This window comes from Stenotrophomonas sp. 62841_Sma, from assembly GCF_056482945.1.
Map to the genome: position 1 here is coordinate 1739355 of NZ_CM151224.1, position 22844 is coordinate 1762198.

At 66.7% G+C, this 22844-nt stretch carries 28 protein-coding genes; 25 read left to right on the top strand and 3 right to left on the bottom strand.

Translation table 11 applies throughout. The annotated features are described in order from the left end of the window. The first annotated feature begins 38 nt into the window (after positions 1–38). From kdsA to truD, 8 genes are all read left to right on the top strand, one after another. A complete protein-coding gene (gene kdsA / locus ACZK5G_RS08200) occupies positions 39–869 on the top strand; it encodes a 3-deoxy-8-phosphooctulonate synthase (RefSeq protein ID WP_014036736.1) in 831 nt (276 codons plus the stop codon). Beyond that, positions 866–1213 carry a hypothetical protein gene (locus tag ACZK5G_RS08205; RefSeq protein ID WP_478465970.1) on the top strand — a complete coding sequence of 116 codons (348 nt, stop codon included), beginning with the start codon at positions 866–868 and terminating at the stop codon, positions 1211–1213. The genes kdsA and ACZK5G_RS08205 overlap by 4 nt, the downstream gene beginning before the upstream one ends. After that, positions 1213–1542, top strand: coding sequence for a hypothetical protein (locus tag ACZK5G_RS08210; protein WP_049400376.1), 330 nt, complete (start codon positions 1213–1215; stop codon positions 1540–1542). The genes ACZK5G_RS08205 and ACZK5G_RS08210 overlap by 1 nt, the downstream gene beginning before the upstream one ends. 96 nt (positions 1543–1638) lie before the next feature. Continuing rightward, positions 1639–2931 carry a phosphopyruvate hydratase gene (gene eno, locus ACZK5G_RS08215; protein WP_032130116.1) on the top strand — a complete coding sequence of 431 codons (1293 nt, stop codon included), beginning with the start codon at positions 1639–1641 and terminating at the stop codon, positions 2929–2931. A gap of 4 nt (positions 2932–2935) precedes the next feature. Then, positions 2936–3289 (top strand): cell division protein FtsB, encoded by a 354-nt coding sequence (ftsB, locus tag ACZK5G_RS08220; RefSeq protein ID WP_032130117.1) that lies wholly within the window; start codon positions 2936–2938, stop codon positions 3287–3289. Further along, positions 3286–3984 (top strand): 2-C-methyl-D-erythritol 4-phosphate cytidylyltransferase, encoded by a 699-nt coding sequence (gene ispD / locus ACZK5G_RS08225; protein ID WP_049400377.1) that lies wholly within the window; start codon positions 3286–3288, stop codon positions 3982–3984. The genes ftsB and ispD overlap by 4 nt, the downstream gene beginning before the upstream one ends. A gap of 34 nt (positions 3985–4018) precedes the next feature. After that, a complete protein-coding gene (gene ispF, locus ACZK5G_RS08230; RefSeq protein ID WP_478465972.1) occupies positions 4019–4516 on the top strand; it encodes a 2-C-methyl-D-erythritol 2,4-cyclodiphosphate synthase in 498 nt (165 codons plus the stop codon). After that, positions 4513–5544, top strand: coding sequence for a tRNA pseudouridine(13) synthase TruD (gene truD / locus ACZK5G_RS08235; RefSeq protein WP_478465974.1), 1032 nt, complete (start codon positions 4513–4515; stop codon positions 5542–5544). Before ispF ends, truD begins: the two co-directional genes overlap by 4 nt. Before the next feature lie 71 nt (positions 5545–5615). Here truD and ACZK5G_RS08240 read toward each other — a convergent pair whose 3' ends face one another. Continuing rightward, entirely contained in the window at positions 5616–6155 is a 540-nt protein-coding gene (locus ACZK5G_RS08240) for a Smr/MutS family protein (RefSeq protein WP_032130120.1), read from the bottom strand. Positions 6156–6364: 209 nt separating this feature from the next. Between ACZK5G_RS08240 and surE the strand changes: the two genes are divergently transcribed. The 5 genes from surE to ACZK5G_RS08265 all read left to right on the top strand — a co-directional run bounded on the left by surE (position 6365) and on the right by ACZK5G_RS08265 (position 9896). Then, positions 6365–7144 carry a 5'/3'-nucleotidase SurE gene (surE, locus tag ACZK5G_RS08245; RefSeq protein WP_478465976.1) on the top strand — a complete coding sequence of 260 codons (780 nt, stop codon included), beginning with the start codon at positions 6365–6367 and terminating at the stop codon, positions 7142–7144. Then, entirely contained in the window at positions 7141–7818 is a 678-nt protein-coding gene (locus ACZK5G_RS08250; RefSeq protein ID WP_478465978.1) for a protein-L-isoaspartate(D-aspartate) O-methyltransferase, read from the top strand. The genes surE and ACZK5G_RS08250 overlap by 4 nt, the downstream gene beginning before the upstream one ends. Before the next feature lie 18 nt (positions 7819–7836). After that, complete coding sequence (locus ACZK5G_RS08255) at positions 7837–8451, top strand: YqaA family protein (protein WP_014036746.1); 615 nt, start codon at positions 7837–7839, stop codon at positions 8449–8451. Next, on the top strand, positions 8448–9233 hold the full coding sequence (locus ACZK5G_RS08260; protein WP_032130122.1) for a peptidoglycan DD-metalloendopeptidase family protein: 786 nt from the start codon (positions 8448–8450) through the stop codon (positions 9231–9233). The genes ACZK5G_RS08255 and ACZK5G_RS08260 overlap by 4 nt, the downstream gene beginning before the upstream one ends. A gap of 174 nt (positions 9234–9407) precedes the next feature. After that, positions 9408–9896 (top strand): YqhG/Tai3 family protein, encoded by a 489-nt coding sequence (locus ACZK5G_RS08265; protein ID WP_478465979.1) that lies wholly within the window; start codon positions 9408–9410, stop codon positions 9894–9896. 26 nt (positions 9897–9922) lie between these two features. Here ACZK5G_RS08265 and ACZK5G_RS08270 read toward each other — a convergent pair whose 3' ends face one another. Beyond that, the gene (locus ACZK5G_RS08270; RefSeq protein WP_012510659.1) at positions 9923–10297 is read right to left on the bottom strand and encodes an Mth938-like domain-containing protein; all 375 of its coding nucleotides are present in this window, start codon (positions 10295–10297) and stop codon (positions 9923–9925) included. Between the two features lie 13 nt (positions 10298–10310). After that, positions 10311–10616 (bottom strand): ribosome assembly RNA-binding protein YhbY, encoded by a 306-nt coding sequence (yhbY, locus tag ACZK5G_RS08275; RefSeq protein ID WP_004152868.1) that lies wholly within the window; start codon positions 10614–10616, stop codon positions 10311–10313. Positions 10617–10681: 65 nt separating this feature from the next. Here yhbY and rlmE point away from each other — a divergent pair, with 65 nt between their 5' ends. The 12 genes from rlmE (at position 10682) to recX (ending at position 22789) form a co-directional block, all read left to right on the top strand. Further along, the gene (rlmE, locus tag ACZK5G_RS08280) at positions 10682–11314 is read left to right on the top strand and encodes a 23S rRNA (uridine(2552)-2'-O)-methyltransferase RlmE (RefSeq protein WP_005409014.1); all 633 of its coding nucleotides are present in this window, start codon (positions 10682–10684) and stop codon (positions 11312–11314) included. A gap of 69 nt (positions 11315–11383) precedes the next feature. Next, complete coding sequence (gene ftsH / locus ACZK5G_RS08285) at positions 11384–13318, top strand: ATP-dependent zinc metalloprotease FtsH (RefSeq protein WP_010485966.1); 1935 nt, start codon at positions 11384–11386, stop codon at positions 13316–13318. Positions 13319–13420: 102 nt separating this feature from the next. Further along, the gene (locus tag ACZK5G_RS08290; RefSeq protein ID WP_021202558.1) at positions 13421–13606 is read left to right on the top strand and encodes a hypothetical protein; all 186 of its coding nucleotides are present in this window, start codon (positions 13421–13423) and stop codon (positions 13604–13606) included. A 610-nt stretch (positions 13607–14216) separates the two neighbouring features. Next, positions 14217–15113 (top strand): dihydropteroate synthase, encoded by an 897-nt coding sequence (gene folP, locus ACZK5G_RS08295; RefSeq protein ID WP_121503757.1) that lies wholly within the window; start codon positions 14217–14219, stop codon positions 15111–15113. Next, a complete protein-coding gene (miaA, locus tag ACZK5G_RS08300; RefSeq protein ID WP_180859969.1) occupies positions 15113–16066 on the top strand; it encodes a tRNA (adenosine(37)-N6)-dimethylallyltransferase MiaA in 954 nt (317 codons plus the stop codon). The genes folP and miaA overlap by 1 nt, the downstream gene beginning before the upstream one ends. Before the next feature lie 96 nt (positions 16067–16162). Continuing rightward, the gene (gene hfq, locus ACZK5G_RS08305; RefSeq protein WP_004152891.1) at positions 16163–16438 is read left to right on the top strand and encodes an RNA chaperone Hfq; all 276 of its coding nucleotides are present in this window, start codon (positions 16163–16165) and stop codon (positions 16436–16438) included. A gap of 14 nt (positions 16439–16452) precedes the next feature. After that, on the top strand, positions 16453–17763 hold the full coding sequence (gene hflX / locus ACZK5G_RS08310) for a ribosome rescue GTPase HflX (protein ID WP_478465981.1): 1311 nt from the start codon (positions 16453–16455) through the stop codon (positions 17761–17763). Positions 17764–17885: 122 nt separating this feature from the next. Continuing rightward, positions 17886–18380: a CinA family protein gene (locus ACZK5G_RS08315; protein WP_010484249.1), complete on the top strand. Its 495-nt coding sequence runs from the start codon at positions 17886–17888 to the stop codon at positions 18378–18380. A 34-nt stretch (positions 18381–18414) separates the two neighbouring features. After that, positions 18415–20097 (top strand): 2-polyprenylphenol 6-hydroxylase, encoded by a 1683-nt coding sequence (ubiB, locus tag ACZK5G_RS08320; RefSeq protein WP_478466504.1) that lies wholly within the window; start codon positions 18415–18417, stop codon positions 20095–20097. A gap of 212 nt (positions 20098–20309) precedes the next feature. Next, on the top strand, positions 20310–20945 hold the full coding sequence (gene lexA / locus ACZK5G_RS08325; RefSeq protein ID WP_032128412.1) for a transcriptional repressor LexA: 636 nt from the start codon (positions 20310–20312) through the stop codon (positions 20943–20945). A gap of 204 nt (positions 20946–21149) precedes the next feature. Continuing rightward, positions 21150–22187: a recombinase RecA gene (gene recA / locus ACZK5G_RS08330; protein WP_134950633.1), complete on the top strand. Its 1038-nt coding sequence runs from the start codon at positions 21150–21152 to the stop codon at positions 22185–22187. A gap of 110 nt (positions 22188–22297) precedes the next feature. Continuing rightward, on the top strand, positions 22298–22789 hold the full coding sequence (gene recX, locus ACZK5G_RS08335; RefSeq protein WP_134950624.1) for a recombination regulator RecX: 492 nt from the start codon (positions 22298–22300) through the stop codon (positions 22787–22789). The last annotated feature ends 55 nt before the right edge of the window (positions 22790–22844 follow it).

Sequence of the window (22844 nt, forward strand, 5' to 3'; positions counted from 1 at the left end):
ACCGGCCCGGCCGGTGCCGAGGACAACAAGGAAACGCCATGAAACTGTGTGGATTCGAGGTCGGGCTGGACCAGCCCCTGTTCCTGATCGCCGGCCCCTGCGTGATCGAGTCGATGCAGCTGCAGCTCGATACCGCCGGCAAGTTGAAGGAAGTCACCGACAAGCTCGGCGTCAACTTCATCTTCAAGTCCAGCTTCGACAAGGCCAACCGCACTTCGGGCACCGCATTCCGCGGCCCGGGCATGGAAGAGGGCCTGAAGGTCCTGGCCGAGGTCAAGAAGCAGATCGGCGTGCCGGTGCTGACCGATGTCCACGAATACACTCCGATGGACGAAGTGGCCTCGGTGGTGGACGTGCTGCAGACCCCGGCGTTCCTGGTCCGCCAGACCGACTTCATTCGCAAGGTGTGCTCGGCCGGCAAGCCGGTCAACATCAAGAAGGGCCAGTTCCTGGCGCCGTGGGACATGAAGCCGGTCGTGGAAAAGGCCAAGGCCACCGGCAATGAGCAGATCATGGTCTGCGAGCGCGGTGCCAGCTTCGGCTACAACAACCTGGTCAGCGACATGCGTTCGCTGGCGGTGATGCGCGATACCGGTTGCCCGGTGGTGTTCGACGCCACCCATTCGGTGCAGCTGCCGGGTGGGCAGGGCACCAGTTCCGGTGGCCAGCGTGAGCACGTGCCGGTGCTGGCCCGTGCCGCCGTGGCGGTGGGCATCTCCGGCCTGTTCGCCGAGACCCATCCGGACCCGTCCAAGGCGCTGTCCGATGGCCCCAATGCGTGGCCGCTGGACCAGATGGAAGCGCTGCTCGAGACCCTGATGGAACTCGATGCGGTGACCAAGAAGCACGGCTTTTCGCGCTTCGCGTGAGTCGTGACCCGCGGGGGGCGCTGGAAACCCAGCGTCACCGCCGGCACTGGAAACGGTGGCCCTGGGGCGTGATCGCACTGGGTCTGGCCGTGCTGTTCACCGTGGGCATGTTCGGGCTGGTACTGATCGGCGCTGCGTCGGTGCGGCCCCCCGGTGATGGCAGCAGTACGCTCGATCTGCGGGCGTACTTCATTGCGCTGCTGGTGGCGGAGCTGCTCGGTGCCGTGGGCTGCGTCGCTGCCGCTGTGCTGGCCTGGCGGCTGAACCGCGGCAAGGTCACGGCTGCCCTGGCGATCATCCTGCTCTCGCTGTGGCTGGGCGCCCTGTTCTACGGATTGCTCTGATGAATACGACCACATCGGCGCGTGGCTGGCCCTGGGGCCTGATCGCCCTGGGGCTGTCCGTGTTGACCTGGATCGCCCTGGTGGTGGGCGTGCTGGCCTTCACGTCCGGTTTCCGGCCGCCGGGGGATGGAAACAACGGCGTGCAGGCCACGCAGTGGTGGCTGCTGGGCGCGCTGGTCACGATGGTGCTGTCCTTCCTGGGTAGCCCGGTGGCGATGGTGCTGGCCTGGCGACGGCGGCGTGGCCCCATCCTGGCAGCGATTGCCGGTGCATTGCTGGTGATGCTGGTGTCGATGATCCTGATCGTGATCGGGTCCAGTTGGGGCTGAAGCTGCCCACGCCATTTGGCAAGTGGCGGGCAGCCGGGGATAATCACGCGGCATTCGTTTTGTCGCCCCCTCTCCATACAGGTAACCGGCCCGACCATGAGTACGATCCGCAGCATCCACGCCCGTGAAATCCTCGACAGCCGTGGCAACCCCACGCTGGAAGCCGAAGTCATCCTGGAGGACGGTTCGTTCGGTCGTGCCGCGGTTCCCTCCGGCGCCTCGACCGGCACCAAGGAAGCGGTCGAGCTGCGTGATGGCGACAAGACCCGTTACCTGGGCAAGGGTGTGCGCAAGGCTGTCGACAACGTCAACACCACCATCGCCAATGCGCTGAAGGGCTTCGAAGCCACCGACCAGGCCGGCCTCGACCGTCGCCTGATCGACCTCGACGGCACCGAGAACAAAGGCCGCCTCGGCGCCAACGCGCTGCTGGGTGTTTCGATGGCCGCCGCGCACGCCGCCGCTGCATCGAACAAGCAGGCGCTGTGGCAGTACCTGGCTGCCAAGACCGGCGTGACCCCGTCGCTGCCGGTGCCGATGATGAACATCATCAACGGCGGCGCGCACGCCGACAACAACGTCGACTTCCAGGAGTTCATGGTGCTGCCGGTCGGCTTCACCTCGTTCTCCGAAGCGCTGCGCGCGGGCACCGAAATCTTCCATTCGCTGAAGTCGGTGCTGAAGGGCCACGGCCTGAGCACGGCGGTCGGCGACGAAGGCGGCTTCGCACCGGACTTCCGTAGCAACGTCGAAGCACTCGACACCATCCTCGAAGCGATCGGCAAGGCTGGCTATACCGCCGGTGAAGACGTGCTGCTGGGCCTGGACGTCGCCTCCAGCGAATTCTTCGAAAACGGCAAGTACAACCTGGTCGGCGAGAACAAGCGCCTGACCTCCGAGCAGTTCGTCGACTTCCTCGCCGACTGGGCCGCGCAGTACCCGATCATCACGATTGAAGATGGCCTGGCCGAGAACGACTGGGCCGGCTGGAAGCTGCTGACCGACCGCATCGGCAAGAAGGTGCAGCTGGTTGGCGACGACCTGTTCGTGACCAACCCGAAGATCTTCCAGGAAGGCATCGACTCGGGCACCGCCAACGCGATCCTGATCAAGGTCAACCAGATCGGCACCCTGAGCGAAACCCTGGAAGCGATCGCGATGGCCGACCGCGCCGGCTATGCCGCCGTCGTCTCGCACCGTTCGGGCGAAACCGAAGACACCACCATTGCCGATATCTCGGTGGCCACCACCGCCACCCAGATCAAGACCGGCTCGCTGTGCCGCAGCGATCGCGTGGCCAAGTACAACCAGCTGCTGCGCATCGAGGAAGCCCTCGGCGCCGGCGCGCGTTACGCCGGTCGTGACGCGTTCGTTTCACTGAAGCGCTGAGCCGATGCGCGACTGGCGCTGGATGCTGCTGGTGCTGGCCCTGCTGCTGGGCTGGCTGCAGTACCGCTTCTGGTTCGGTCCGGGCAACTCGGGTGAAGTGATGATGCTCGAAGCCCAGGTCGCCAACCAGGAGCGGGACAATGAGGGTCTGCAGCAGCGCAACGACGCGCTCGCTGCCGAAGTGAAGGACCTCAAGGAAGGCCAGTCCGCCATCGAGGAACGCGCGCGCAGCGAGCTGGGCATGATCAAGCCTGGCGAGAAGTTCTACCGTGTGGTCGAGGATGCGCCGGTCCACCCGGCGCAGCCTGCTGCCGGCGTCACTGCCCAGGCGGGCGAACACCCGGCAGACGTGCCATGAGCGCGGCGATCTGGGTCGTTGTTCCTGCGGCCGGCCGTGGCACCCGCTTCGGTGCACCGCTGCCCAAGCAGTACCTGCAGGCGGGCGGGCAGATCCTGCTCGCCCACACGCTGGACGCGCTGCTGGCGCACCCCGCCGTGGCCGGAGCGATGGTGGTGATCGGCCAGGACGATGCCGACTGGCCGGGCTGGAATGAGTGGTCGGGCAAGCCGGTGCTGACCTGCATCGGCGGCGCGACCCGTGCCGCCTCGGTGCTGGCCGGGTTGCAGGCGCTGCCGGACACCGTGCGTGCCGATGAATTCGTGCTGGTTCACGATGCTGCACGGCCGAACCTGTCGCTGGCCGATCTCGGTCGTCTGCTTGAAGTCGGTCGTGCCGACCCGGTCGGGGCGATCCTGGCTGCGCCGGTGCGCGACACCCTCAAGCGCGCTGGCGACGACGGCGGCATCGATGGCACCGAGCCACGCGAGCGCCTGTGGCGCGCACTGACGCCGCAGCTGTTCCGCCGCCACCAGCTCAGCCGCGCGCTGTCCGACGCAGCGGCCGCCGGTGTTGACGTCACCGACGAGGCCATGGCCATGGAACGCCAGGGTCAGCGCCCGCTGCTGGTGGAAGGCAGCGAGGACAACTTCAAGGTCACCACCCCGGCCGATCTGGACCGGTTCGAATTCGTACTTTCCCGCCGCGCCGGCTGACCGTCCGCGCGGCCCTGTTGCAAGGGTTGCATCCATGAGCACCGCACCGTTCCCGCCCGTCCGCATCGGCCAGGGCTACGACGTCCATGCCTTCGGTGAAGGCGATCACATCATGCTCGGCGGCGTGAACGTGCCGCACAGCTGCGGCGTGCTCGCGCACAGCGATGGCGACGTGATCCTGCACGCCCTGTGCGATGCGATGCTCGGCGCGCTGGCGCTGGGCGATATCGGCCAGCATTTTCCGCCGAGTGACGACCGCTGGAAGGGCGCCGACAGCAGTGATTTCGTTCGCCATTGCCACAGCCTGCTGCGCGAGCGTGGCTGGCGCGTCGGCAACACCGACATCACCGTGATCTGCGAGCGGCCGAAGGTCGGCCCGCATGCGCTGGCGATGCGTGAGCGCATCGGTGGGTTGCTGCAGTTGCCGCTGGATGCAGTCAGCGTCAAGGCCACCACGTCTGAGAAGCTGGGCTTCACTGGTCGTGGCGAAGGCATCGCCGCACAGGCGGTGGTACTGCTGGTGGCGGCATGATCCCGCTGCCGTTGGCGTTTGGTGCACCGTTGCTGACGGCGCGCATCCGCACCACGCCGGACGATTTCCAGGTGGACGAACTGCCGGCCTTCGAGGCGACCGGTGAAGGCGAACACCTGCTGCTGCACATCCGTAAGCGCGGTGCCAACACCGTGCATGTGGCCAAGCTGCTGGCCAAGTGGGCGGGCCTGCCGGAAATGGCGGTGAGCTATGCCGGGATGAAAGACCGCCACGCGGTCACCACCCAGCGGTTCAGCGTGCACCTGCCCAAGCGCATCGCGCCGGATCTGGCCGAGTTGGCCAGTGACGAAATCGAGGTGCTCGAAGCGACCTGGCACAACCGCAAGCTGCAGCGCGGTGCACTGGCCGGCAACCGCTTCAAGCTGGTACTGCGCGAGGTGCAGGGGGATGCCGCCGCGATCAGCGAGCGCCTGCAGCAGATTGCCGCGCGCGGCCTGCCGAACTGGTTTGGTGAACAGCGTTTCGGTCGCGACGGTGGCAACGTACCGGCCGCACTGGCGATGTTCGGTGGCCGCCGCATGCGCAAGGACCAGCGTTCGCTGCTGCTCTCTGCAGCCCGTTCGGCGCTGTTCAACCGCGTGCTGGCCGCGCGCGTGGAGCAGGGCAACTGGGATCAGCCGCTCGATGGCGAAGTGTGGATGCTCGATGGCAGCCGCAGCGTGTTCGGACCCGAGCCGTACACCGACGTGCTGGCCGAGCGACTGGCGCGTTTCGACATCCATCCCAGCGCACCGCTGTGGGGCGAAGGCGAGCTGCGCAGCGCCGACGTGGCACGTGAGCTGGAGCTGGCCGCGCTGGACGACGAGGAGTCAAAGGCACTGCGGGCCGGCCTGGAAGACGCACGGCTGAAGCAGGAGCGCCGCGCATTGCGCCTGCGCCCGGCGCTGCTGCAGCACCAGTGGCTGGCCGACGACGTGCTGGAGCTGTCATTCGCGCTGCCGCCAGGCTGCTACGCCACCGCCGTACTGCACGAACTCGGCCCCGTCGAAGACGCCTCGCAGGCCTGACAGAAAAAGGGGACGGAGGGAATTAAGTCGTTTGTGGCACAAACGACTTAATTCCCTCCGTCCCCTTTTTTTCATCTGCGCGCCAGCAGCACCAGCACCGCGCCGGTGCCGCCTTGTCCGGTCGGCGCCGAATGGAACGCCAGTACGTCGTTGCGCAGCCGCAGCAGGCGATCGACCAGATTCTTCAGCACCGGTGCACCGCCATCGGACTGCAGGCCCTTGCCGTGGATGATGCGCACGCAGCCATAGTCGTGTGCATGCGCTTCCAGCAGGAACTGGCGCAGCAGCGCCTCCGCCTGCGACGCAGTGGCGCCGTGCAGGTCCAGCTCGTCCTGCACCGAGTACTGGCCACGCTTGAGGCGCTGGAACAAGCGTGGTGGCAGGTTGTCGCGGCGATAGCTGGCCACGTCGCCGGCTTCCAGCGGCGTGCTGTCGCGCAGCAGCCGGGCGAATTCGCCGGCGGCTTCGGCCTCGTCACGTTCGGCCATGCGCGCGCGCGGCTTCGGCCGGGGCGCGGCAGGCGCCGGCTCGGCATCCTTGCGCAGCGGCGTCACTTCGCCGATGGCCGCACGGAACAATGCGGCCGGATCTTCGTCTTCAGGGTGCGACATGCGCACAGGGTAAACCGCCGGCGCAGCTCTGCCTATGACGGTTCGATGTCGGTCATGACCGCCGACAGGGTAGGACCGGCGGCTCGCATGCGGCACAATAGACGATGCCCTTGCAGGGTCGACGGCTTCCGCAGGGGAGTACGACGGTCCCGCCCACACTGCACGGTGACGGAATCGAATTCTTGGAAAATCAAGCGGTTAAATCGAAGATGCGAATCCTGGTCAGTAACGACGATGGCGTCGACGCCGCAGGCATCCGGATGCTTGCTTCGGTGCTGCGCGAGGCCGGACACGAAGTCACGGTGGTCGCGCCCGACCGTGATCGCTCCGGCGCCAGCAATTCGCTGACTCTGGACCTGCCGATCCGCCTCAAGCGCATCGACCATTACACCGTCTCGGTGGCCGGCACTCCGACCGACTGCGTGCACCTGGCGCTGACCGGGCTGCTCGAGTTCGAACCGGACATTGTCGTGTCCGGCATCAACAATGCCGCCAACCTCGGCGATGACGTGATCTACTCCGGCACCGTCTCGGCGGCGATGGAAGGTCGCTTCCTCGGGCTGCCGGCCGTGGCGGTCTCGCTGGTTACCCGCAACCACGATCCGAAACACTTCGAGACCGCCGCGCGCGCTGCGGTGGAGATCGTTGCCCGGCTCAAGGCCGATCCGTTGCCGGCTGACACCATCCTCAACGTCAACGTGCCGGACCTGCCGTGGGGCGAGGTCAAGGGCTTCGAGGTCACCCGCCTCGGCAACCGCCACCGCGCCGAAGGCTGCATCGCGCAGAAAGACCCGCGCGGCAACGAGGTGTACTGGATCGGCCCGGCCGGCCGTGAGCAGGATTCCGGCCCCGGTACCGACTTCCATGCGGTGCGCACCGGGCATATCTCGATCACCCCGATCCAGGTGGACCTGACCCGCTACCAGGCACTGGAGAAAGTGGCCAGCTGGGTCGGCGGCCTCAGTGCCGAGCTGGACCAGCCGGCATGAGTCCACGCCTGCGCCTGCAACCGGAAGCCGTCGGTATCGGCATGACCTCGCAGCGTGTGCGTGACCGCCTGGTCGACCGCCTGCGCGAAGCCGGCATCGTTGACGAGCCGACCTTGAATGCGATCCGGGTGGTGCCGCGCCATCTGTTCATCGACGAGGCACTGGCCTCGCGCGCGTATGAAGACACTGCGCTGCCGATCGGCCACGGCCAGACCATCTCGCAGCCCTGGGTGGTCGCGCGGATGACCGAGGCGGTCCTCCAGGTCGCGCCGAAACGGGTGCTGGAAGTCGGCACCGGTTCCGGTTACCAGGCCGCCATCCTCGGTGCGCTGGGCCTGGAGGTCTACACCGTGGAGCGCATCGGTGATCTGCTGCGGCAGGCCCGCAAGCGCTTCCGTGCGCTGGGCATGAACATCCGCACCAAGCATGACGACGGTCGCGTCGGCTGGGCCGAGCACGGTCCGTTCGATGCCATCGTGGTCACTGCGGCGGCGCCGGCACTGGTCGACGCCCTGATCGAGCAACTGGCCGAGGGCGGCCGCCTGGTGGCGCCGGTCGGTGGCCCCGGGGCGCAGTCGCTGGTACAGCTGGACCGCAAGGCCGACAGCAGCATCGAACAACACGTGCTGGCGCCGGTCACGTTCGTGCCGCTGCTGTCTGGCATGCTCGACTAATCCACGGAGCAGGGTTGCATGAAGATTTTCGGGCCGCTGTACGAGCGGGCGATGAAGTGGGCGGCGCACGAACGCGCGCCGACCTACCTGACGGTGTTGAGCTTCTTCGAGGCGATCATCTTCCCGGTGATGCCGGAGGTGATGCTGGCGCCGATGTGCGTGGCCCAGCCCAAGCGCGGTTGGTGGTTCGCCACCCTGAGCCTGGCCGGCTCGATGGTCGGTGCACTGGTTGGCTACGCGCTGGGTCATTACGCCTTCGAGGCGATCAAGCCGTTGTTCGAAGCGCTGGGCATGCTGCCGGCCATCGAGCAGGGCATCACCACCGTGCAGGCGAAGATGGCCGAGTCGCCGTGGGCAGTGTTCACCTTCCTGGTGCTGGGCGGATTCATGCCCATCCCGATGAAGGTCTTCACGTGGGCATCGGGTATCGTCGGTGTACCGATGCCGCAGTACCTGTTGAGCATGCTGATCGGTCGTGGCAAGCGCGTGTTCGTGCTGGCTGCGGTCATCCGTATCGGTGGTGCGCGTGCTGAAGCGGCACTGCGTCGCTGGATTGAACCGCTGGGCTGGATCGCCACCGCGCTGGTGGTGGTGCTGATCGCCTGGCTTGTATGGAGGTCGAAGTTCGCATGAGTCCTGATCGTCTGAGCAAGGGAGTGCGCATCGGCGCGCTGGCGTTGCTGGTTTCCACCCTGGCCGCCTGCGGCACCGCCACCGTGGTTCGTCCTGGTGGTGGCAGCACCGGTGGCGGTGTGACCACGCCGAAGACCTCGGTACCCAAGCCGGGGCAGACCGTGGTGGTGCGCAAGGGCGACACCATCTATGCGCTGGCCCGCATCCATGACATCACCCCGGCCGACCTGATTGCCTGGAACAGCCTGGACAACCCCTCGACGATCTACCCGGGGCAGGTGATCCGGCTGTATCCGGCCGGTGCCAGCGGCGGCCGCGCGCCCACCACGGTGGTCACCCCGCCGCGTTCCGGTGGCAGCAGTGGCGGCAGCACCACGCCGGCCCCGGCGCCGGTCGGTCCGGTGAAGAGCAACATCGCCTGGCGCTGGCCGGCTGATGGCGCCATCGTTGGCCGCTACGTGGCTGGTGATGCGACCAAGCAGGGCGTCGACATCGCCGGCACCAGCGGCCAGGCGGTCAAGGCCACCGCCAATGGCGTGGTGGTGTATTCCGGCGCCGGCCTGGTCGGCTACGGCGAGCTGATCATCATCAAGCACAGCGACCAGTGGCTGTCGGCCTATGGCCACAACCGCAAGCGCCTGGTGAATGAAGGGCAGAGCGTGAAGGCCGGTGAGCAGATCGCCGAAATGGGCCGTACCGGTGCGAACCGCGACATGGTCCACTTCGAGATTCGCTACAACGGCAAGCCGGTCGACCCGCAGCAGTACCTGCCGGCACGCTGATCGTCAGATGCGATAGCGCCGGGCCATGCCCGGCGTTCCTGAGCTGTAGAGGCAAGCCATGCTCGACTCGGGTACCGCAGAGTGGTCATTTGCGATCTTGTGTGTCGCAGGCTCACCTTCACGGCGGACGGGATACCCGGCATTCTTGAGCGGTCCCAGTCAATCCGGTGCCCCATGCTCCGTCCTGCTTCCACTCTCGCGTTGCTCATCGTCGCGCCGCTGGCCTCCGCAGCCAGCGATCCGCGCGACGTGGTCACCCGTCTTTACGCGGCCGTCCAGGCGCCGGCTTCGGACGAAGCGACCATTCCGCCGTTGCTGGGCGATGCGCTGCGCTCAGCCATCGATGCGCAGCGCGCTTACGAGCGGACTTGTGCGGTGCTGGCCGCGCATGACGAGAAGCCGCACATGCTGGACCAGAGCCCGTATCTCATGGCGCCGGATCGGCCGGAAACGGTAAAGGTGGGGCTGCCCGCGACGAGCGGCGATGGCAGTTGGGTACCCGTCGAAATGGCGATAGGCGACTATCGCTGGACCGACCGTGTCCTGCTGCAAAGGCAGGGCCAGGACTGGAAGATCATGGACATCCGCTGGGGCCAAGGCGGCAACCTGATCGGGCGGCTGAAGCAGTTCTCGGCCTTCCGCTGCACCGCTTCTGGCGGCTAGCGCCGGGGCGCGCCCGACGCCTCGACTCAGCCTTCCAGAATGAAAGCTGCCGCGACCTTGCGGCCTTCGCCCGCCAGGATGTTGAAGGTGCGCGCGGCGGCCGGATTGTTCATCACTTCCAGGCCGATGCCGCGTGACAGGCAGGCAGCCATCACCACTGCCGGCGGGAATACCTGGCGGTCACCCGTGCCGAGCACGATCAGCGCCGGGTTCAGCGCCAGGATCGGCTCCAGGTCAGCCAGCTGCAGCGCGGTGGCGCTCACTACCGGCCATTGCGTGACCAGCTGGTCCGGGGTCAGGAAGAAACTGCTGCCCAGCACCTGGTCATTCACCTTGGCCGAGCGGCCATCGGCGGCGCGCAGGCTGTAGGCGTAATCGGGCGGTTCGTGGTTCAGCTGCATGGCAGTAAGGCGATCAGCCGCGCGGCAGCACGATCTGGCGCTGTTCCTTGCTCGGGCGGTACAGCACGGCGACGTGGCCGATGCGCTGTACCAACGCGCTCTCGGTGGCTTCGACGATCTCGCCGATCATCACGTCACGGGCGTCGCGGTCTTCGGCAGCGACCTTCACCTTGACCAGCTCGTGGCGCTCCAGCACTTCGTTCAGCTCAGCGATGAAGGCCGGGGTCACGCCCTTGCCGCCGGTCTGCAGCAGGGCCTTCAGGTCGTGGGCTTGGCCGCGCAGGAAACGGGTCTGGGAAGCGGTCAGGGCGATGGACATGCAGGAAAACACGGTTGAATGGGGCGATCAGGGTATCATGAGGACCCCATCAGCCCCTATTTTCAATGGCTACCCGCAGCAAAAGCAGCCAGCGCTGGCTCAAGGAACACTTCTCCGACCCCTTCGTGAAGAAGGCCCAGGCCGAAGGCATGCGCTCGCGCGCGGCCTACAAGCTCGAAGAGCTGCTGGAACGTGACCGGTTGCTGAAGCCGCACATGGTGGTGGTCGACCTTGGCGCGGCCCCCGGCGGCTGGTCTCAGCAGGTTCGGAGACAGATCGGCGATACCGGCCGCGTGCTGGCACTGGATATCCTGGACATGCCGCCGCTGGCCGGCGTGGAGTTCCTTCATGGTGACTTCAGGGAAGAAGCCGTTCTATCGCAGTTTGAAGCCATGCTCGGGGATCAGCCGGTAGACCTTGTGCTGTCGGACATGGCCCCCAATAAGAGTGGTGTAGGCGCGGTCGACCAGCCGCGGATGATGCACCTGGCGGAGCTGGCCCTGGATTTTGCCGACAACCACCTGAAGACCGGTGGGGCATTCCTGATCAAGCTGTTCCAGGGCGAGGGCTTTGACGACTACGTGCGCGACATGCGCCGCCGGTACGACAAGGTCTCCATCCGCAAGCCGGAAGCCTCGCGCAAGCGCTCTCCCGAGGTGTATGCCTTGGGTCAGGGAAAACGCGCCCACATGAAGTAAGCTCGCAACGTACGCAAGTTCGACCCCAACGCAACGCCAGCACTGAGAGGAACACCGGAGCCAATGAGGATGAACGACTTGACCAAGAACCTCCTGCTATGGGTGGTCGTCGCCGTCGTGCTGATGGTGGTCTTCCAGAGCTTCTCGCCGAAGTCCTCCGGGGCCGGCGCGCAGGGCGCGTCGTACTCGCAGTTCCTGGACCAGGTGGACAGCGGCAACGTGCAGAAGGTCGCCTTTGGTGGCGACATGCGCGGCGGCACCAGCCAGCTGACCTACACCACCCGCGGTGGGCAGTCGTCCACCATCACCGCACCGTTCGATCGTGACCTGATCAACGTGCTGCGTACCAAGAACGTGGAGATCGTGCAGGAGGAGCCGTCCAGCGGCATTTCCCTCGGCGCGATCCTGATGAATTTCCTGCCGGTCATCCTGATCATCGGCTTCTGGTTGTTCATCATGCGCCAGATGCAGGGCGGTGGCGGCGGTGCCAAGGGCGCGATGTCCTTCGGCAAGTCGCGCGCCAAGCTGCAGGGCGAAGACCAGATCAAGGTCACCTTCGCCGACGTCGCTGGCTGCGACGAGGCCAAGGAAGAAGTGGGCGAGCTGGTCGACTTCCTGCGCGACCCCTCCAAGTTCACCAAGCTGGGCGGCAAGATTCCGCGCGGCGTGCTGATGGTCGGCCCGCCGGGTACCGGCAAGACGCTGCTGGCCAAGGCCATCGCCGGCGAAGCCAAGGTGCCGTTCTTCTCGATCTCCGGTTCGGACTTCGTGGAAATGTTCGTCGGCGTCGGCGCCAGCCGCGTGCGCGACATGTTCGAGCAGGCCAAGAAGCACGCCCCCTGCATCATCTTCATCGACGAAATCGACGCCGTCGGTCGTCACCGTGGCGCCGGCCTGGGCGGCGGTCATGACGAGCGCGAGCAGACCCTGAACCAGCTGCTGGTCGAGATGGACGGTTTTGAAGGTGGCGAAGGCGTGATCGTGATCGCTGCGACCAACCGTCCGGACGTGCTGGATCCGGCGCTGCTGCGCCCGGGCCGTTTCGATCGCCAGGTCGTGGTCGGCCTGCCGGACGTGAAGGGTCGCGAGCACATCCTGAAGGTGCACATGCGTAAGCTGCCGCTGGCCGACGACGTCGAGCCGATGGTGATCGCGCGTGGTACCCCGGGCTTCTCCGGCGCCGACCTGGCCAACCTCTGCAACGAGGCTGCCCTGTTCGCCGCGCGTGGCAACGAGAAGGAGGTCCGCATGGACCACTTCGACCGTGCCCGCGACAAGATCCTGATGGGTGCCGAGCGCCGCTCGATGGCCATGAGCGAGGAGGAGAAGACCCTCACCGCCTACCACGAAGCCGGCCACGCCATCGTCGGCCGTCTGGTGCCCGAGCATGACCCGGTCTACAAGGTCACCATCATTCCGCGCGGCCGCGCGCTGGGTGTGACCATGTACCTGCCGGAAGGCGACAAGTACTCGATGAACCGCGTGGCGATCAAGTCGCAGCTGTGCTCGCTGTACGGTGGCCGCGTGGCCGAAGAGCTGATCTTCGGTGCCGACAAGGTCACCACCGGCGCCTCCAACGACATCGAGCGCGCCACCAAGATGGCCCGCAACATGGTCACCAAGTGGGGCCTGTCCGACCAGCTCGGCCCGATCGCCTATGGCGAAGAGGACGACGAGGTGTTCCTGGGCCGTTCGGTCACCCAGCACAAGAGCGTGTCCAACGACACCGCGCGCCGCATCGACGAGGAAGTGCGCAACATCCTCGACGAGGCTTACGCACGCACCACCGAGCTGATGACGGCCAACCTGGACAAGCTGCACGCGATGTCCCAGCTGTTGCTGCAGTACGAGACCATCGACGCGCCGCAGATCGACGCCATCATGGAAGGCCGTGATCCGCCGCCGCCGGCCGGTTGGAACAAGTCGAACAAGGATGGTGGCAACGACAAGGGCGGCGACGCCCGTCCGCTGCCGCCGATCGCAGGCCCGGCCGAATCGCACTGACGGCCCGCTGCACGTGACACCAGACGAGGCCGGGGCAACCCGGCTTCGTCGTTTCCGGGCCACTGGCCCATCCCGAAGAACTGATCTGACGCTGGAGCCCGCATGTCCGCCCCGAAGCCCGAACCGATTTCCCACACCGCCGAAATGGTCATCGCCACCGTGGTCGGCGTGGGTGTGGGCCTGGGGGCCGACAATCTGCTGCTGGGCTGCGTGGTGGGTATCGGTGTCGGCATCGTGCTGAGCATCGCCAGGACCCTGTACGTGGACCGCAAGCGCCGCCGCCGTTGAGGGTATCGGCAGGGCTGCGCCCTGCACCCGCGGTAGTGCCGGCCGCTGGCCGGCAACCTCAGCAGCAACAGCAACAGCGGGCTTTCCGTAGGATGGCGGGGCGGTGTCGGAGTGCGGGGACGCTGCAAGTACGTCCCTGTAAGCTTGGCAGCCGCATTCATGCGGCTGACACCCCGCCCTCCGACACCGCCCCACCTCTGACAGATCTCCGCGGCTGTTGGTAGGTGTCGACCTTGGTCGACACATCTGTCAGATATCGAATGAGTCATCCACGCATGGCGTGGATCTACTGCAGATCGCAGAAAACTGTCGAAGGCGGGGTGGGTCCGGTTGCGGGGGCGTGAGCGCCATGGATGGCGCGACCGAGCCTCCATGGGTGAGGGCGCTTTGCTTGCGAAGCACTGCTTCGCAAGCGCCCGAACGCACAGCCGCCAGCGGCTGGGCCGGACCCCGGAGGGGGATTCACGGCGTCCCCCGCAACCGGACCCACCCCGCCATCCCTCAGTAAACCCGCTGTTGCTCCGGCTCTTGCTGTAGCTCTGGCCTCTGCGGGTGCAGGGCGCCGCCCTGCCGAACTAAACTACCCGCCGTTGTCCCTGCAGGATTGCCCATGTTCGATACCTCGCCCCAGCTCGATTGCGCCGGCCGCATCCTGCGCCTCGACCGCGCCCGGGTCATGGGCATCGTCAACGTCACCCCGGACTCGTTCTCCGATGGCGGCGCGCACGACACCACCGAGGCCGCGGTCGCACATGGCCTGAAGCTGGTCGAGGAGGGCGCGGACCTGCTCGATATCGGCGGCGAATCCACCCGCCCGGGCGCCGCGCCGGTATCGGTCGAGGAAGAGCTGCGCCGGGTGCTTCCGGTGATCGAGCAGCTGGCCGCCCGTACGCAGGTTCCGATCAGTATCGATACCTTCAAGCCGGAGGTGATGCGTGCGGCCGTGGCCGCCGGCGCCGGCATGATCAATGACATCTACGGCCTGCGCCAGGAGGGGGCGCTGGATGCCGCCGCTGAAGCCGGCGTGCCAGTGGTGCTGATGCACATGCAGGGCGAGCCGGGCCATATGCAGGCCGATCCGCATTACGACGACGTGGTCGCCGAGGTGCATGGCTTCCTGGTGCAGCGCCTGTTCGCCGCGGAAATGGCGGGCATTGCGAAGAAGAATCTGCTGGTCGATCTTGGTTTCGGCTTCGGCAAGACCACCGCCCACAACATGACCCTGCTGGCGCGCTCCGAGCGCTTCCTGGAACTGGGCGTGCCGATGCTGGCCGGCTTGTCGCGCAAGCGCAGCCTGGGGGAACTGACCGGCCGCGATACGCCGTCCGAACGCGTGGCCGCGTCGGTGGCCGCGCACCTGATTGCGGTCCAGCGTGGTGCGCGCATCGTGCGCGTGCATGACGTGGCGGCCACCGTCGATGCGCTGAAGATCTGGCAAGCGGTCGAGGCGGTGCCGACGCCGCGCGCCGACGCCACGCCGACGATCCGCTGGCCGGACGAAGACTGATGGGCATCGACCGGCGGCCACTGGCGATCGCCGTGATGGGGCCGACCGCAAGCGGCAAGACCGCCACCGCGATCGCCCTGGCGAAGCAGCTGGATGGCGAAATCGTCAGCGTCGATTCGGCGCTGGTGTACCGCCACCTGGATATCGGTTCGGCCAAGCCCGATGCGGCAGAGCGTGCGCAGGCGCCGCACCATCTGCTGGACCTGCGCGATCCCTGGCAGACCTACTCGGCAGCCGAATTCGCCGCCGATGCCGGCCGGGTCGTGGCCGACATCGTGGCACGCGGCAAGATGCCGATCCTGGCCGGTGGCACTGGCCTGTACTTCCGCGCCCTGTTGCAGGGCCTGTCGCCGATGCCGGAGGCCGATCCGGCGATGCGCGAAGCACTCAGCGCCGAGGCGGCCGAGCGTGGCTGGGCAGCACTGCACGCAGAGCTGGCCCAGGTCGATCCGGCGGCGGCCGCACGCATCCATGCTACCGACCCGCAGCGCATCCAGCGGGCGTTGGAGGTCTATCGCCTGACCGGCACCCCCATCACTGAATGGCAGCGCCGGCCGGGCGTGGCGCCGTTGCCGGTGCGCACCCTCAAGCTGATCCTGGCGCCGCGTGACCGCGCGGTGCTGCACCAGCGCATCGAGGCACGCTTCGACGCCATGCTGGCGCAGGGCTTCCTCGACGAGGTGCGAGCGTTGCGCGCGATGCCGGAAATGGCTGCCGTGGAGGCGCCGCTGGACCTGCCGGCAGTGCGCGCGGTCGGCTATCGCCAGGCCTGGGAGTACCTGGACGGGGAGGGCGATGCTGCCCGCTTCCGTGACAAGGCGATCTTCGCCACCCGCCAGCTGGCCAAGCGCCAGCTGACCTGGCTGCGCGGCGAGCTTGATGCGCGCTGGTTCGACCCCCATATCGACCACGAGCGCCTGGCCGGCGCGGTGTCGACCTTCGTCGCACGCTGAACCCCCGCCAGCCGTGTAACATCATCGGTCGGCGGGCGGCTCGGGGGCCGTGGCAACCGTCGGCAACCCAATAAGAACAATAATCAGGAGTGTGCAATGTCCAAGGGGCAATCGCTGCAGGATCCTTTCTTGAATGCACTGCGGCGCGAACGCGTGCCGGTTTCGGTGTACCTGGTGAACGGCATCAAGCTGCAGGGCACGATCGAGTCGTTTGACCAGTTCGTGGTCCTGCTGCGCAACACGGTCAGTCAGATGGTCTACAAGCACGCCATTTCCACGGTCGTTCCGGCACGCAACGTGAAGGTCGGTCCGGGCGGTGGTTACGTGCAGTCGGGTGAAGGTGGTCAGGCAGGTGATGAAGCAGACGAGTAATACCGGAGCGGTGAATGTTTGACCGCTCGAAGAAGGGCGAACACGCCCTGTTGATCCAGCCCCATTTCGGCAAGCTGGAAGACGATGTGCTTGAAGAGTTCGGTGATCTGGCCCGCTCGGCTGGGGCCAGCATCGCCGCGACGATCACGGCACGCCTGGACCGTCCGAATCCGTCGACCCTGATCGGCAGCGGCAAGCTGGACGAGATCAAGGCCGCGGCCGATGCCAGCGGTGCCGACCTGATCCTGGTCAACCATGCGTTGAGCCCGGGCCAGGAGCGCAACCTGGAACGCTTCCTCGAGCGCCGGGTGATCGACCGTACCGGCCTGATCCTGGACATCTTCGCCCAGCGTGCGCACAGCCACGAGGGCAAGCTGCAGGTCGAGCTGGCACAGCTGCGTCACCTGGCCACGCGGCTGGTGCGCGGCTGGACCCACCTGGAGCGCCAGCGCGGTGGTTCGATCGGCCTGCGTGGCCCGGGTGAAACCCAGCTGGAAACCGACCGCCGCCTGTTGCAGAAGCGGGTCGAGCAGCTGCAGAAGCGGCTGGAAAAGGTCGAGGTGCAGCGCACCCAGATGCGCCGTGCGCGCGTGCGCAGCGAGCTGCCGCGCGTGGCCCTGGTCGGCTACACCAACGCCGGCAAGTCGACCCTGTTCAATGCCATGACCGGCGCCGAGGCCTATGCCGCCGACCAGCTGTTTGCCACGCTGGACCCGACCGTGCGTCGCATCGCGGTGCCGGGCGGCAACGTGGTGCTGGCCGACACCGTCGGCTTCGTCCGTGATCTGCCGCATGACCTGGTCGCTGCGTTCCGCTCGACCCTGTCCGAGGCGCGCGAGGCCGATTTCCTGCTGCACGTGGTCGACGCCGCCGATCCGCACCGCGAGGAGCGCATCGCCCAGGTGGACGAGGTACTGACCGCGGTCGGTGCCGGTGACCTGCCGCAGTTGCTGGTGTTCAACAAGATCGACCGCATCGAAGGTGCCGACGTCCGCCACGATGGCCAGGACGGTATCCCGGATGAGTCGCGCCGGGAGCGGGTGTGGATTTCCGCGCGTGACGGGCAGGGCCTGGAGCTGCTGCAGGCGGTGCTGGGCAAGCGCCTGGGCCTGCATCACGTGACCGGTGAGCTGCGCCTGCCGCCGGATGCCGGCCGCCTGCGTGCGCGCCTGCACCAGCTGGAAGTGATCCGCAGCGAGCAGGCCGACGAAGACGGCTGGCTGCTGCAGGTCGACCTGCCGATTGCCGAAGCCGAAAAGCTGGCCGCCAGTGCCGACGGCGCGCCGATCCGGGCGCTGCTGCCGGAGAAACTGCCGGAGTGGTGAGGTAGCGGCCCATGCCCGGTAGTGCCGGCCGCTGGCCGGCAGCGCAACCGTGCCGGAGGGGCGCGACATCCAGCTGTCATCTGCGGTACAACGTGCAGGTTCTTCACCCCACCGTCATGCCGATGTCCATTCCCACCGACGCTGAACTCAATGCCCAGTCCGCCGCGCTCGGGCAGCGCCTGCAGCAGGCTTCGCTGCAGCTGGTGACCGCTGAAAGCTGCAGTGGTGGCTGGATCGCCAAGTGCATGACCGATATCGCCGGTTCCTCGGCGTTCTTCGACTGCGGCATGGTGGTCTACAGCTACGAGGCCAAGCAGCGCCTGCTGGGCGTGCGTGCGCAGACCCTGGAGCAGTTCGGCGCGGTCAGCCGCGAAACCGTGCTGGAAATGGTGTCCGGTGCGCTGGTCAATTCCGGCGCCGGTATCGCCGTGGCGGTGACCGGCATCGCCGGTCCTGGTGGCGGCAGCCCGGACAAACCGGTGGGCAGCGTCTGGATTGGCTGGAAGCGCCGCGGCGGCTATGCCCGTGCCGAGCTGTTCCAGTTCGATGGCGACCGCGAAGCCATCCGCCGGCAAACCGTGGCGGCGGCATTGCGCGGTATCGACGCCCAGCTGTGACATGCTGCTCCGGTAATCGTCCGGAGCACGCATGATGTGGGAAACGCTGGGCACGGTCCGTGACCTGGGCCGACTGCAGGAAATCGCCGTCGTCCTGATCCGCTATGGCTTCGGCGATGTGGTGCGGCGCATCGGCCTGGCCAGCACGCTGGAGCGGGCAGGGCGCCTGCTGCACTGGAACGAGGAGCGGCAGGAACTGTTGCGGATGACCGCGCCGGTGCGCGTGCGCAGCGCGATGCAGGATCTCGGCCCGACCTTCGTCAAGCTCGGCCAGGTACTGGCGACGCGCGTCGACCTGCTGCCGCCGGAATGGATCGCCGAGCTCTCCGAACTGCAGAACGCGGTGCCGGCGCTGCCGTACGCGGATATCCGCGAGCAGCTCGAGGCCGACCTGGGTGCATCGCCTTCAGAAGTGTTCGCCTTCCTCGATGAAACCCCGATGGCCGCCGCTTCGCTGGCGCAGGCCCACCGCGCGCGCCTGCATGACGGTCGCGAGGTGGTGCTGAAGGTGCGTCGCCCCGGCATCCGCGACGTGGTCGAGGCCGACCTGCGGCTGCTGGCCCGCCTGGCGGAGATCGTCGAGGCGCGCCTGCCGGACCTGCGCCGCTATCGCCCGGCCGAGGTGGTGCAGCAGTTCACCGTGTCGCTGCGTCGCGAGCTGGATTTCGCCGCCGAATGCCGCAATGCCGAGCGCATCGCGCGCAACTTCAAAGGCCGCGACGACATCCTGATTCCCGACGTGCACTGGCAGTGGACCTGCGAAAGCCTGAACGTGCAGGACTTCGTCGACGGCATTCCAGGGCGTGATCTGGCTGGCGTTGATGCGGCAGGACTGGACCGGCGCGAACTGGCGCGACGCGGTGCGGGCATCGTGCTGAAGATGGTGCTGGAGGACGGCAGCTTCCACGCTGATCCGCACCCGGGCAACATCATCTACCTGCGTGACGGCCGCATCGGTGTGATCGATTTCGGCATGGTCGGTGCGCTGTCCGAAGTGCGTCGTTTTCAGGTCGCGCAGCTGCTGCACGGGCTGGTCGAGCAGGACCCGCAGGGTGTGGCCGACGTGCTGCTGGACTGGGCCGGCGGCGTGGAAGTGGACGAGAATCGGCTGCAGCACGACATCAGCCAGTTCGTCGACCAGTACCGTGGCGTGCCGCTGAAGGACCTGCGCATCGGTCTGATGCTGGGCGACATCACCCAGCTGCTGCGCAGCTACAGCCTGACCCTGCCGGCCGACCTGGCGCTGATGATCAAGGCGTTCCTGACACTGGAAGGCATGGGGCGGCAGCTGGACCCTGATTTCGACATGGCCAGTGCCGCGCGCCCGTTCCTGGAACGGGTGGTGCTGCAGCGCTATGCGCCCAGGGCCCTGCTCAAGCGCGGCCGCCGCAGCTTGCTGGGCCTGGTCGACTTCGCCGGTGAACTGCCCCGCGACCTGCGCAAGCTGGTCCAGGCCGCCCGCCGTGGGCGTCTGCAGCTGAAGGTGGAAACCACGGCGCTGCAGGGCTTCGGCGAGCAGGTCAACCGTGCGGCGAACCGGCTGGTGATGGGCATCGTCACTGCCGCCCTGATCATCGGCTCGTCGATCGTGATGCACAGCGTTGGCGGCGTCTCCAGCCGTTGGCTGCTGGCACTGGGCGTGTGCGGCTTCATCGGCGCCGGCTTCTGCGGCGTCTGGATCCTGTTTTCGATCTGGAGAAGCGGCAAGCACACATAGTGTGCTTGCCGCAGCGGTTCCCAACGGGAGCCGCTGAATCGCTGCGCGATTCCTGTAGAGCCGACCGCTGGTCGGCTGCTTTTGCTCCGCCTTTGTCTCTGCCAGCCAGGCCGAGCCCAGCGACGATCGCCGAGCACGGCTCGGCACTACAGCTGACGCCGTGTCGCCCCCGGCACTTGCAGCCCCGCTCATTAGTAGTAATACTACTAACCATGGACCTGACCGACACCCAGCAGGCGATCCTGCAGTTGATCGCCGAGCGTATCGAGAGCGAAGGCGCGCCGCCGTCGCAGACTGAAATCGCACGTGCGTTCGGCTTCAAGGGCGTGCGCGCGGCCCAGTACCACCTGGAAGCCCTGGAGCAGGCCGGTGCGATCCGTCGCATCCCGGGCCAGGCCCGCGGCATCCGCCTGGTACAGGCGCCACCGGTCGAGAAGCTGGCCGAGCCGGGCCTGCCCGACAGCGTCCTGCGCCTGCCGGTGCTGGGCCGTGTCGCAGCCGGTCTGCCGATCGGTGCTGATATCGGCTCGGACGACTTCGTGGTGCTGGACCGGGTGTTCTTCTCGCCGGCACCGGATTACCTGTTGAAGGTGCAGGGCGATTCGATGATCGACGAGGGCATCTTCGACGGTGACCTGATCGGTGTGCACCGCACCCGCGATGCCCATTCCGGACAGATCGTGGTGGCCCGCATCGATGACGAGATCACCGTCAAGCTGCTGAAGATCGCCAAGGATCGTATCCGCCTGCTGCCGCGCAATCCCGACTACAAGCCGATCGAGGTGCTGCCTGACCAGGACTTCTCGATTGAGGGCCTCTATTGCGGCCTGTTGCGACCCAACCGTTGACCCGTTCCATAGCGCATTACCCCGCGGTCTTTTGTGGCGATTCTCTGGTTCCACTGAGGTTGGTACGGATGTCCGATAATTCTTTTCAGAGCGCCGGGCAGAATCTCAGCCTGTGCGATACGTCCGACTTAAAGTGAACCCATGGCAAAGAAGACCCCCAAAGACAGCACCTCCAACGACACGACCTCTGCAAGGACCAATCCGATGGACGAGAACAAGAAGCGCGCCCTCGCTGCAGCTCTGGGCCAGATCGAAAAGCAGTTCGGCAAGGGCTCGGTGATGCGCATGGGCGACCGCGTGGTCGAGCCCGTCGAAGCCATCCCGACCGGTTCGCTGATGCTCGACATCGCGCTGGGCATTGGCGGTCTGCCGAAGGGCCGTGTCGTTGAAATCTACGGGCCGGAATCCTCGGGCAAGACCACGCTGACCCTGCAGGCCATCGCCGAATGCCAGAAGATGGGCGGCACCGCGGCCTTCATCGACGCCGAGCACGCGCTGGACCCGATCTACGCCGCCAAGCTGGGCGTGAACGTGGACGACCTGCTGCTGTCGCAGCCGGATACCGGCGAGCAGGCGCTGGAAATTGCCGACATGCTCGTCCGTTCGGGTTCGGTGGACATCCTGGTGATCGACTCGGTCGCCGCGCTGACCCCGAAGGCCGAAATCGAAGGCGAGATGGGCGACCAGCTGCCGGGCCTGCAGGCCCGCCTGATGAGCCAGGCGCTGCGCAAGCTGACCGGCAACATCAAGCGCTCCAACACCCTGGTGATCTTCATCAACCAGCTGCGCATGAAGATCGGCGTGATGATGCCGGGCCAGAGCCCGGAAACCACCACGGGTGGCAACGCGCTGAAGTTCTACGCCTCGGTCCGCCTGGACATCCGCCGTATCGGCGCGATCAAGAAGGGTGACGAGATCATCGGTAACCAGACCAAGATCAAGGTCGTCAAGAACAAGCTGGCACCTCCGTTCAAGCAGGTCATCACCGAGATCCTGTATGGCGAAGGCATCAGCCGTGAAGGCGAGCTGATCGACATGGGTGTGGATGCCAAGCTGGTCGAGAAGGCTGGCGCCTGGTACAGCTACGGTGAAGAACGCATTGGCCAGGGCAAGGACAACGCCCGCGGCTACCTGCGCGACAACCCGACGGTCGCCGCCAAGCTCGAGGCCGAGCTGCGCGAGAAATTCCAGCCGGCCGAAGCCAGCCGTGAGGAAGGCGACGACGAAGGCGACGACGAATAAGGCTTGCTGTGGGGCAGGGCGGCGCCGTCAGTGACGTCGCCCTGTCCCGCAGGTTCGAATCGCCCAGGGATGGGCTGGGCGCCACGGATGGCGCCACCCTTGGAGCACCGATGTCCGACGCTGACGACATTCCCACCGGCCGCAAACGCCGGCCGCGCGAGCAGACGCCCGTGCAACGAGCGCTGGGCCTGCTGGTCCGCCGCGAGCACTCGCGCAAGGAGCTCACCCGCAAGCTGACCGCACGCGGCATCGAAGACGAAGCCGCGCAGGCGGCTGTGGCCAAGTTGACAGAGGCCGGCTGGCAGGACGACACCCGTTTCGCCGAGAACCTGGTGCGGATGCGCGCCAACACCGGTTATGGGCCGATCCATGTCCGCGCCGAACTTGGTACCCACGGACTGGACAGCGCCGCGATTGCGGCGGCGATGGACAGCTTTGAAGGCGACTGGCAGGAAAATGCCCGTGATCTGGTCCGCCGACGCTTTGGCGAGGCCGGTCCGCAGGACCTGACGCAGCGGCGCAAGGCCGCCGATCTGCTGGCCCGACGGGGCTTCGACGGCGACAGCATCCGCCGTGCGACCCGCTACGACCCGGATGACTGAGACTGGCGGCGCCGGGCCTGATACCCTTTAGGTTTTCGGCGGTCCCTCGCGACCC

Bases quoted from the DNA above. Each gene is read 5' to 3' on its own strand.
- truD (WP_478465974.1), top strand. From the start codon at position 4,513: ATGATCCCGCTGCCGTTGGCGTTTGGTGCACCGTTGCTGACGGCGCGC.
- hfq (WP_004152891.1), top strand. From the start codon at position 16,163: ATGTCCAAGGGGCAATCGCTGCAGGATCCTTTCTTGAATGCACTGCGG.
- ACZK5G_RS08210 (WP_049400376.1), top strand. From the start codon at position 1,213: ATGAATACGACCACATCGGCGCGTGGCTGGCCCTGGGGCCTGATCGCC.
- ACZK5G_RS08265 (WP_478465979.1), top strand. From the start codon at position 9,408: ATGCTCCGTCCTGCTTCCACTCTCGCGTTGCTCATCGTCGCGCCGCTG.
- recX (WP_134950624.1), top strand. From the start codon at position 22,298: ATGTCCGACGCTGACGACATTCCCACCGGCCGCAAACGCCGGCCGCGC.
- ACZK5G_RS08255 (WP_014036746.1), top strand. From the start codon at position 7,837: ATGAAGATTTTCGGGCCGCTGTACGAGCGGGCGATGAAGTGGGCGGCG.
- miaA (WP_180859969.1), top strand. From the start codon at position 15,113: ATGGGCATCGACCGGCGGCCACTGGCGATCGCCGTGATGGGGCCGACC.
- yhbY (WP_004152868.1), bottom strand. From the start codon at position 10,616: ATGTCCATCGCCCTGACCGCTTCCCAGACCCGTTTCCTGCGCGGCCAA.
- ACZK5G_RS08315 (WP_010484249.1), top strand. From the start codon at position 17,886: ATGTCCATTCCCACCGACGCTGAACTCAATGCCCAGTCCGCCGCGCTC.
- rlmE (WP_005409014.1), top strand. From the start codon at position 10,682: ATGGCTACCCGCAGCAAAAGCAGCCAGCGCTGGCTCAAGGAACACTTC.
- ACZK5G_RS08240 (WP_032130120.1), bottom strand. From the start codon at position 6,155: ATGTCGCACCCTGAAGACGAAGATCCGGCCGCATTGTTCCGTGCGGCC.
- ACZK5G_RS08270 (WP_012510659.1), bottom strand. From the start codon at position 10,297: ATGCAGCTGAACCACGAACCGCCCGATTACGCCTACAGCCTGCGCGCC.
- lexA (WP_032128412.1), top strand. From the start codon at position 20,310: ATGGACCTGACCGACACCCAGCAGGCGATCCTGCAGTTGATCGCCGAG.
- kdsA (WP_014036736.1), top strand. From the start codon at position 39: ATGAAACTGTGTGGATTCGAGGTCGGGCTGGACCAGCCCCTGTTCCTG.
- ACZK5G_RS08260 (WP_032130122.1), top strand. From the start codon at position 8,448: ATGAGTCCTGATCGTCTGAGCAAGGGAGTGCGCATCGGCGCGCTGGCG.
- ftsH (WP_010485966.1), top strand. From the start codon at position 11,384: ATGAACGACTTGACCAAGAACCTCCTGCTATGGGTGGTCGTCGCCGTC.
- ispD (WP_049400377.1), top strand. From the start codon at position 3,286: ATGAGCGCGGCGATCTGGGTCGTTGTTCCTGCGGCCGGCCGTGGCACC.
- ACZK5G_RS08290 (WP_021202558.1), top strand. From the start codon at position 13,421: ATGTCCGCCCCGAAGCCCGAACCGATTTCCCACACCGCCGAAATGGTC.
- surE (WP_478465976.1), top strand. From the start codon at position 6,365: ATGCGAATCCTGGTCAGTAACGACGATGGCGTCGACGCCGCAGGCATC.
- folP (WP_121503757.1), top strand. From the start codon at position 14,217: ATGTTCGATACCTCGCCCCAGCTCGATTGCGCCGGCCGCATCCTGCGC.
- ACZK5G_RS08250 (WP_478465978.1), top strand. From the start codon at position 7,141: ATGAGTCCACGCCTGCGCCTGCAACCGGAAGCCGTCGGTATCGGCATG.
- eno (WP_032130116.1), top strand. From the start codon at position 1,639: ATGAGTACGATCCGCAGCATCCACGCCCGTGAAATCCTCGACAGCCGT.
- ubiB (WP_478466504.1), top strand. From the start codon at position 18,415: ATGTGGGAAACGCTGGGCACGGTCCGTGACCTGGGCCGACTGCAGGAA.
- recA (WP_134950633.1), top strand. From the start codon at position 21,150: ATGGACGAGAACAAGAAGCGCGCCCTCGCTGCAGCTCTGGGCCAGATC.
- ispF (WP_478465972.1), top strand. From the start codon at position 4,019: ATGAGCACCGCACCGTTCCCGCCCGTCCGCATCGGCCAGGGCTACGAC.
- hflX (WP_478465981.1), top strand. From the start codon at position 16,453: ATGTTTGACCGCTCGAAGAAGGGCGAACACGCCCTGTTGATCCAGCCC.
- ftsB (WP_032130117.1), top strand. From the start codon at position 2,936: ATGCGCGACTGGCGCTGGATGCTGCTGGTGCTGGCCCTGCTGCTGGGC.